Here is an 8129-nt window from a genome sequence, read left to right as displayed (position 1 = left end):
GTGCAGTGCACAATATTGGTGTTGGGCACAATAGAAAGTTGGCGGAGTAGCTAAAGTGTCACTTCTGCAGATCTATTGGAGAGCGCTGGGATATCTGGCTGCCGACAAGAAGCGCGTCGCGCTGATCTGTGCGGCCAACGTCGCGCTTGCAGCCATCGCGATCCTTGAGCCGATCCTTTTAGGCCGGGTGATCGGCGCTATTTCCGAAAAAGGTCCGGTGTTTTCGACGCTCGCGGTTTGGGCAGCTCTCGGTCTCTTCAATGTCATGGCCTTCGTGCTGGTGGCGCGTGGCGCCGATCGCTTCGCCCATGCCCGTCGTTCGGAAGTGTTGTGCCAGTCCTTCGAGCGCGTAATCACCATGCCGCTCGCCTGGCATCACCAGCGCGGCACTTCCAATTCGCTGCACACGCTGCTGCGCGCCGTTGAAACCCTTTTCAGCTTGTGGCTCGAATTCATGCGCGTGCATCTTTCGACGGCCATTGCGCTGGTGCTGCTGGTGCCGACCGCGCTTGCGATGGACGTCCGCATGTCCATTGTGCTGCTTGGCCTTGGCGTCCTTTACGTGGGCATCGGCCGTATCGTCATGCGCCGCACCAAGGCAGGGCAGACCGCCGTCGAGCGTCACTATCATACCGTGTTTGCCCATGTGACCGACAGCGTCAGCAATGTCGCCGTGCTGCAGAGCTACAACCGCATCGGCCACGAGACCGCGGCGTTGAAGCGTTACGTCAAGGGCCTGCTCGACGCGCAGAATCCTGTGCTCGACTGGTGGGCGATTGCCAATGCGCTGAACCGCCTGTCCTCGACCATTTCGATGATGATCGTGCTGTCGATCGGCGCGTATCTCGTCACCCGTGGCCAGCTCCGCGTCGGCGACGTCGTGGCCTTCACCGGCTTTGCCGGAATGCTGATCGCCCGTCTCGACCAGATGTCGGCCTTCACCACTCAGATTTCGGAAGCCCGCGCCAAGCTTGAGGATTTCTATAAGCTCGAGGACTCGGCCGCCGATACCGCCGAGCCGGATGGCCTGCGCGACCTTGCCAACGTCACCGGCCATGTCCGTTTCGAGGATGTCAGCTTCGAGTTCGCCAATTCGGGGCAGGGCGTCAGCGATGTGTCCTTCGAGGTCCAGGCGGGCCAGACCGTCGCCATTGTCGGGCCGACAGGTGCGGGAAAGACCACGCTCATCAACTTGCTGCAGCGCGTCTTCTCGCCGTCCAGCGGCCGTATCCTGATCGACGGCATCGATACCCGCACGGTGACCCGCAAGTCGCTGCGCCATTCGATCGCCACCGTGTTCCAGGATGCCGGGCTTCTCAACCGCTCGATCGAGGACAATATCCGGGTCGGCCGTGCCGACGCGACCAACGAAGAAATCCATGCCGCCGCCTCCGCGGCCGCGGCGCAGGATTTCATCCTGGCCAAGAGCAACGGCTACGACACGGTGGTCGGCGAACGTGGCGGCCAGTTGTCTGGCGGCGAGCGCCAGCGGATCGCCATTGCCCGTGCCGTGCTGAAGGATGCTCCGATCCTGGTGCTCGACGAGGCGACCAGCGCACTCGACGTCGAGACCGAGGATCGCGTCAAGGAAGCGATCGACGAATTGCGCCGCGACCGCACCACCTTCATCATCGCCCACCGCCTGACCACCGTCCGCGACGCCGATCTGGTCGTGTTCATGGACAAGGGCAAGGTGGTGGAGATGGGTGGCTTCGCCGAACTGTCGCTGCGCAACGGCCGCTTCGCCAGCCTGCTGCGCGCCGGCGGCCTGCTCAATGACGAGGAAGTCCGCCGCCTCAGCCGCTCCGTACAGGGTGAGGCCGCCTGAGCCGGTTCTTCCTTCCCCCACAAGAGGGAAGGAAAACGCTTCTGCGCCTGCGACACCACCGCTCGATTGCCCCAAACGCATCGGCGGTCTATGTAAAGTCGCATGAGTGACACCACCTCACGCCTGAGCGGCTGGGCCGATCTTGCCAATCCGACGCGGTTCGTCGGGATGGCCGACAAGCTTGTACCGTGGTTGGCGGCGCTCGCCGCGCTCGTCCTCGCCGTCGGCCTCTATATGAGCTTCACCGCGCCCGAGGATTTCCAGCAAGGCATCACCGTTCGCATCATGTACATCCATGTGCCTTTCGCCTGGCTCGCCATGATGTGCTACACGCTGATGGCGCTGTCTGCCCTCGGCACGCTGGTCTGGCGCCATCCGCTAGCCGATGTCGCGCTCAAATCAGCGGCCCCCATCGGTGCGGTCTTCACCGCGCTGGCGCTGATCACGGGTTCGATCTGGGGCAAGCCGATGTGGGGCACCTGGTGGGTCTGGGACGCAAGGCTGACCTCGGTGTTCGTGCTGTTCCTGATGTATCTTGGCATCATCGCGCTGACCCGTGCGCTGGATGATGCCAGCCGCGCCGCCTGGGTCGCCGCCATCATCACGCTGGTCGGCTTCATCAACATCCCGATCATCAAATTCTCGGTCGACTGGTGGAACACGCTGCACCAGCCGGCTTCCGTGTTCAGGCTCGGCGGCCCGACCATCGATCCCAGCCTGCTCTGGCCGCTGCTGGTGATGGCCGTCGGCTTCACCGCGCTCTTCTTCACGCTGCATCTGATGGCCATGCGCACCGAAATCCGGCGCCGCCGCGTCATTGCCATGCGGCGGGTGGCGGCGCGGCAGGCGGAGCGTCCGGCCTAGAAATTCACCCCATAAGTCCGCGTGCCGCCACCGGCAGCGTTCCCAGCACCTTCTCACCGTCGATCAGATTGACCTCGTTGAACAGGTTGGTGACGACGCAGCAATGGTCCGGCACCACACGCACGCGTTCGCCAATGCGCAGCTTGCCATCGCCCGACAGCGTGACCGTACCGTGCTCCTCGCTCAGGCCCGTCACCAGCGCTCCCGGCACGCCCATCAACTCTCCGAAATCCTTTAGCCCCAGCGTGTCGCTGGACAAGGCCTTGCTGCCGGCATCGAGAATGGCGCGTGACGCTGTCGGATGGCTGACCACGGTTGCCAGCACCGTCAGCGCGCAATCGTCTAGGCCGCCGACGCCTTTGGCGACCTGGTAACGGTCGAGATAGATATAGGTGCCGGGCCGGTATTCGGTAACGACGGAGGCATCGGCGGAACGCCACATGTCAGGCGTGCCGCCGCTGGAGATGCGCTCGCAAGCGAGACCCGAGGCGGCCAGCGCCTGTTTGGCGTCGGCAAGCCAGGCTTCGGCCTCCACTGCCCGGCCGGCGGCCGGATAGGTCATCAGTCCGCCGAAGGCAAGGCCGCCGGCCTTGTCCATCAACCTCGCCAGCGCAACCGCTTCATTGGCAGTCTGCACGCCGCAGCGTCCCATGCCGGTGTCGCATTCGACCATTACCGATAGCGGGTGCCCGGCATCGATGAAGGTGGCGGCGAGCCCTTCCAGCGTCTGCGCGCTGTCGGCCGTCACCGACAGCTTCACGCGACCATGCAGCGCCTTCAGCCGTTCGAGCTTGGCGCGCCCAAGGATGTTGTAGGGGAGAAAGATATCCGTCAGCCCGGCATCGGCCATCACCTCGGCCTCGCCGATCTTCTGGCAAGTAATGCCTACGGCGCCAGCCGCCACCTGTTTCTTCGCCCAATAAGGCAGCTTGTGCGTCTTGATGTGCGGCCTGAGCTTCAGTCCGTTCTTGTCGGCATGGGCTTGCGCTCTGGCGATGTTGGCTTCGGCGCGTGCGGCGTCGATGAGGATCGACGGCGTATCGAGGTCATGGATGGTCGGCATCGGCTATCTCTGTGAAAATTCGCAGGGTTTATGGGCCTGAAAGCAAGCGATGTCACGCCGCAGGCGAACCCGATCGGTGGGCCATGGTCGGGAACGCGCAAGGCTCGAATAAGCAGAATGGATCGACACCGCACCGGCGTTCGGCTATGCGATCTATCGGAAAAACCGAGACCAGGGGTCATGATCATGAAACGCTCCGCAATCAACGATATCATCCGCGAAGCCGACGCTTTCATCCGCTCGTTCGGCTACATCATGCCGCCCTTCGCCTATTGGTCGCCGGAAGAGATGAAGGCGCGTCAGGTCGATTCCTCGGCTATCTTCACCTCACGGCTCGGCTGGGACATCACCGACTACGGCCAGGGCAAGTTCGACGATCTCGGCCTGTTCCTGTTCACCGTTCGCAACGGTCGCTACGAGGACATGAAGAAGGGCATGGGCATGCTCTATGCCGAGAAGATCATGATCTCGCGCAAGGAGCAGATGTCGCCGATGCACCGCCACAACATCAAGGCCGAGGACATCATCAACCGCGGCGGCGGCAAGCTGGTGCTTGAACTGTTCATGCATGACCGCGATGGCGGTATCGACCCCAAGGCCGAGGTGTCGGTGCCGGTCGACGGAACCATCCACAGGTTGCCGGCGGGCGGGCTGTTGAAGCTCGATCCGGGCCAGAGCGTCACGCTTTTGCCCGGCGTCTGGCACGCCTTCTGGGCCGAAGGCAAGGACGTCCTGATCGGCGAGGTATCGACCGTCAATGACGATCGCACCGACAATGTCTTCCGCGAGCCGATCGGCCGTTTCGCCGATATCGAGGAAGACACGCAGCCACTGCACTTGCTGGTGGCCGACTATGACAAATGGCTGGGCTGAATGCATCCGCCCTTAGCGCCAATTCGCCCCCAGATTTGCGGGCCGGTAACCAAGTCCGAGGAGTAAGTCTTGAAATCAGTTCTAGTTGCCGTTGCCGCCTTGGCGGCCCTCAGCTTGCCGGCCCATGCGGCCGGCTTTGATAACATTGTCCTTTCCGCGACGAAGGACGGGGGAACGCCTCAGAGCAGCTTCCCTGTCGACACACCGGTGATTTATGTGTCGGCCGATTTGGTGGATATCGCGCCCACATCGAAAATCACATTCTCCTGGGTCTCGGTCGATTCCCACGGCGCCGCACCGGAAAACTATACTATCGACAAGGTCGACCTCGACGTCGGAGCGAACAACGAGGCTGATTCACAACTCACCAAACCTACGGCGGGATGGCCGGAGGGCACCTATCGTGTTGATTTGGCCATTGATGGAACGGTTGCGGAATCGGTGCCCTTCAGCATTCCATGATCGGAAATTAACCGCCTGGGAAGGTCGGCTTAGTCGCTTTCGGGTGGCGCTTCTTTTTGCCAGCCGGCTAGCTCCGGCAGGTCGTCAAGCCAACTTTTCTCGGTCATCAAGGCATCGCTGGTCTGCGGTGCCGCCTCCGTGGCGTTTTGAATCAGCCAGTCCACCCACTTCCGATAGGCAACCGGGTCAAGTTGGGGCGGCAGCACCTTGGCCTTGAGCAGCATCCTCTTGCGGAAACTGGTTTGCCTGCGCAGTTTGGTGGTCGTGAATTTGATTGCCTTGCCTTGGTATTCAACTATCCACCGGACGCTCCCATGGCTGACAAGCCTGTCGACGGCGAATCCGGCATCGACCGGTCTATCGCGCCAAGGAAGCTCGATAGCGTTCTTCCTCAGATCGATAGCCCATCGCCTGTAATTGGCCCCGGTACGCTGAGACGGCAGCACGCCGGCCTGTTCGAGCATCTTCCTTCGGAACGTAGGCTGCTTCTTGAGCTGGCCGGTCGTCAGTTCGATTCGATGTCCACGAAATTCGACCTGCCACCGGACCCTCCCGTTGCCGACATACTTCACCAACCTGTCGATGAAGAACTCGCTATCGGCCAGCATCACGCAGCCTTGGCTGATGCTTTCGCGGATGAACTCCGTGTCAGTGACCATCAGGCGGCCTTATACGGGAATGGCAGCCCACATGCGATCGGTGAAGGGCAAGATCGCCGCGCTTCTGGCCTTTAGGTCCGGTTGGCGTGGGCGCGTTGCTCCTGTGCCTTCTTACAGATGTCATCCAATTTTTCGCGGACCCGGTCGTTATCAAACAGCAGCTTGGCGCGTGAGAATCCTCTGCTACGAAGCTCCCATTCAATGGCAAGCCATCCTTCATAGTCGCCAGACGCCGCAAGCTTCCCGGCTTCGCGCCACATATGCGCGTCACGCTCTCGGGACACACCTTTCTCCCGTGCTAATGCGCCAAGCATATAGGCATATAGGACGTCGGGCCCCGCTGAAATCGCTGCGCGACAGCTTTTTTTGCGAGGGACGTCCATTATTTTTACATTTTGTGATTTGCACGATATGGTTAACAGGGCTCTGGTAGGTGCAGGCCTTTCTGGCTTCAGGCGTTTGGGCAGAAAAAAGGGCGGGGTGTGAAAGGTGGCCGAACATGGCCAATACGAACACCATTGTCTTGAGCGACGACTATGGCTACCGCCAGTACAAGGCATCAAACCTGCCCGCCGACACCACAATCGATGCCACCAACGCCTCGTGGATCGTTGCCAATCAGGGAAGCCCCACCAACCTCTATCCCTTCGCGGTCGTCAACCCCGGCGACAACCTCACGGCTTTCGGCGGCACGATCAACGGCACGGTCTCCCAAACCGGCGACTGGGAGAACATCTACGTCAACTCCGCCGCAGTCCGTGTGAATTCAGCCCACAGCTTTGTCATCGACGACTTTACGATCACCCAGCCCTGGGATGGCATCCGTGTCGGCGGCACTGGCACCTTCCTTATCGAGGATAGCTATGTCGGCAACTCACGAGACGACGCGGTCGAGGACGACGACGTCATCGGCGGCACCATCCGCGATTCCTTGTTCGACCACGTGTTTTCCGGAGTGAGCCTTGGCGACGGTGAGGTGAATGGGTCTGGCAACTCGGTCACCATGGATGGCATGCTTCTGGGCATGGGAGAGTACCTTCGCAAAGGCGTGATGACCCACGGTTCGCCATTCAAACTCGACAAGGGCACAGGCGCCAACGATATTGTACCCAGCTTGCACTTTATCGACTGCGTTGTGGCGATCTCCGACGTTCACCACAACGGCTTGGAGCGGCTGCAGCGGGCCTGGGACAAGACGGTCGAGTCGCACGGCAATTACTATCTCAACCTCTCCGACACGCCGCTGCCGGCGGATTATCCAAAGCCGCCCGCCGGCTGGACGATCCTTCAAGGTCAGGCGGCCCGCGACTATTGGGACCACGCCAAGGCGGCCTGGCATGCAGCCCATGACGGGACCGACCCGACACCGTCACCTCCGACCCCGCCGACCGACCCGACACCGCCGCCTCCGACCGACCCGACGCACGGAACGACCGGGAACGATACATTTGTCGGCACCGGCGCGGCCAATACCTTTGATGCCCAGGCTGGCAACGATACACTGCGGGGCCTCGGTGGCAACGACGTGCTGACTGGTGGCAAGGGCGAGGACACCTTCGTGTTTGACACGGCCTATGGCCCCGGCAATGTCGACACAATCACCGACTTCGACGCAGAACATGACGCGCTTTATCTCGACAGTGCTGTCTTCACCAAGCTCGGCCCCGGTTCCTTGTCCAGCCCGACACAGGTGAACTCGTCGTATTTCGAGTTGCGAGAACACGCCGCCCACAGCAACGATTACCTGCTCTACGACCGGACCACCGGCGTTCTGTCCTATGATCCCGACGGCTCGAAATCGGCCCCGCAGGTGGAAATCGCCCATCTGGAGCCCGGGGCGGCCCTGACCTATCACGACGTGTTCGTCGTTTGATCACTTCTGCGATCGCACCGATAGTGGTGTCGCCGCCATCGGCCCGAACTGGTGATGGCACCGCTGATTGCAAGGGCCGGCGCATGTGCGTCTGTCACGATCAGTGCGGCCGACGTTTATGGGCAACGTGAAGAATCATCCATGGACGACGGCGTTTGGCTCCTGGACTGGGTCGCGAAGCCAGCCGACCGTTCGTCGGGCAGCTTCCTAACGAGAAGCTCCTACATCTGGTGCTGCGAATGGAACCGAGGCGAAGTCTGTGCCGCCTTCAGGCAACCGTTTGATTGACCTGCGGAAACGGCGGCCGCATCAGCATAGCAAAATTAGTCAACCAGCATGTAACTCCTAGCGTTTCCTAACGCGCCTAAACTGCTTGATTTTGTTGTGAAAAAGAGAAGTGGCTGGGGAACCTGGATTCGAACCAGGACTAACGGAGTCAGAGTCCGTGGGTCTACCGTTAACCTATTCCCCAGCAGGCGCGGTCATGGACCGCGCGGGCCGAACGGC

At 61.3% G+C, this 8129-nt stretch carries 6 protein-coding genes, 1 tRNA gene and 1 pseudogene; 5 read left to right on the top strand and 3 right to left on the bottom strand.

Annotated features, from left to right (window positions below):
- Positions 1 to 55: 55 nt before the first annotated feature.
- Together FJ941_RS16755 and FJ941_RS16750 are read left to right on the top strand one after the other, a co-directional pair.
- Positions 56 to 1825 (top strand): annotated as a pseudogene (locus FJ941_RS16755) (glucan ABC transporter ATP-binding protein/ permease); the annotation flags it as partial.
- 105 nt (positions 1826 to 1930) lie between these two features.
- Positions 1931 to 2692 (top strand): heme ABC transporter permease, encoded by a 762-nt coding sequence (locus FJ941_RS16750; protein ID WP_140507251.1) that lies wholly within the window; start codon positions 1931 to 1933, stop codon positions 2690 to 2692.
- Between the two features lie 4 nt (positions 2693 to 2696).
- Here FJ941_RS16750 and FJ941_RS16745 read toward each other — a convergent pair whose 3' ends face one another.
- Entirely contained in the window at positions 2697 to 3755 is a 1059-nt protein-coding gene (locus FJ941_RS16745; RefSeq protein ID WP_140507249.1) for a D-TA family PLP-dependent enzyme, read from the bottom strand.
- 186 nt (positions 3756 to 3941) lie between these two features.
- Between FJ941_RS16745 and FJ941_RS16740 the strand changes: the two genes are divergently transcribed.
- Together FJ941_RS16740 and FJ941_RS16735 are read left to right on the top strand one after the other, a co-directional pair.
- Complete coding sequence (locus FJ941_RS16740) at positions 3942 to 4628, top strand: D-lyxose/D-mannose family sugar isomerase (protein WP_140507247.1); 687 nt, start codon at positions 3942 to 3944, stop codon at positions 4626 to 4628.
- Positions 4629 to 4697: 69 nt separating this feature from the next.
- Positions 4698 to 5090 carry a hypothetical protein gene (locus FJ941_RS16735; protein WP_027143100.1) on the top strand — a complete coding sequence of 131 codons (393 nt, stop codon included), beginning with the start codon at positions 4698 to 4700 and terminating at the stop codon, positions 5088 to 5090.
- 29 nt (positions 5091 to 5119) lie between these two features.
- Here FJ941_RS16735 and FJ941_RS16730 read toward each other — a convergent pair whose 3' ends face one another.
- Complete coding sequence (locus tag FJ941_RS16730; protein ID WP_140507246.1) at positions 5120 to 5749, bottom strand: hypothetical protein; 630 nt, start codon at positions 5747 to 5749, stop codon at positions 5120 to 5122.
- Positions 5750 to 6272: 523 nt separating this feature from the next.
- Between FJ941_RS16730 and FJ941_RS16725 the strand changes: the two genes are divergently transcribed.
- Entirely contained in the window at positions 6273 to 7622 is a 1350-nt protein-coding gene (locus FJ941_RS16725; protein ID WP_140507244.1) for a calcium-binding protein, read from the top strand.
- 398 nt (positions 7623 to 8020) lie between these two features.
- Here FJ941_RS16725 and FJ941_RS16720 read toward each other — a convergent pair.
- Positions 8021 to 8094, bottom strand: a tRNA-Gln gene (locus FJ941_RS16720).
- Positions 8095 to 8129: the final 35 nt, after the last annotated feature.

Origin of the sequence: Mesorhizobium sp. B2-3-13, from assembly GCF_006442195.1 — a bacterium.
GTDB classification, from domain to species: domain Bacteria; phylum Pseudomonadota; class Alphaproteobacteria; order Rhizobiales; family Rhizobiaceae; genus Mesorhizobium; species Mesorhizobium salmacidum.
This window is presented reverse-complemented; position numbering and strand designations above follow the sequence as displayed.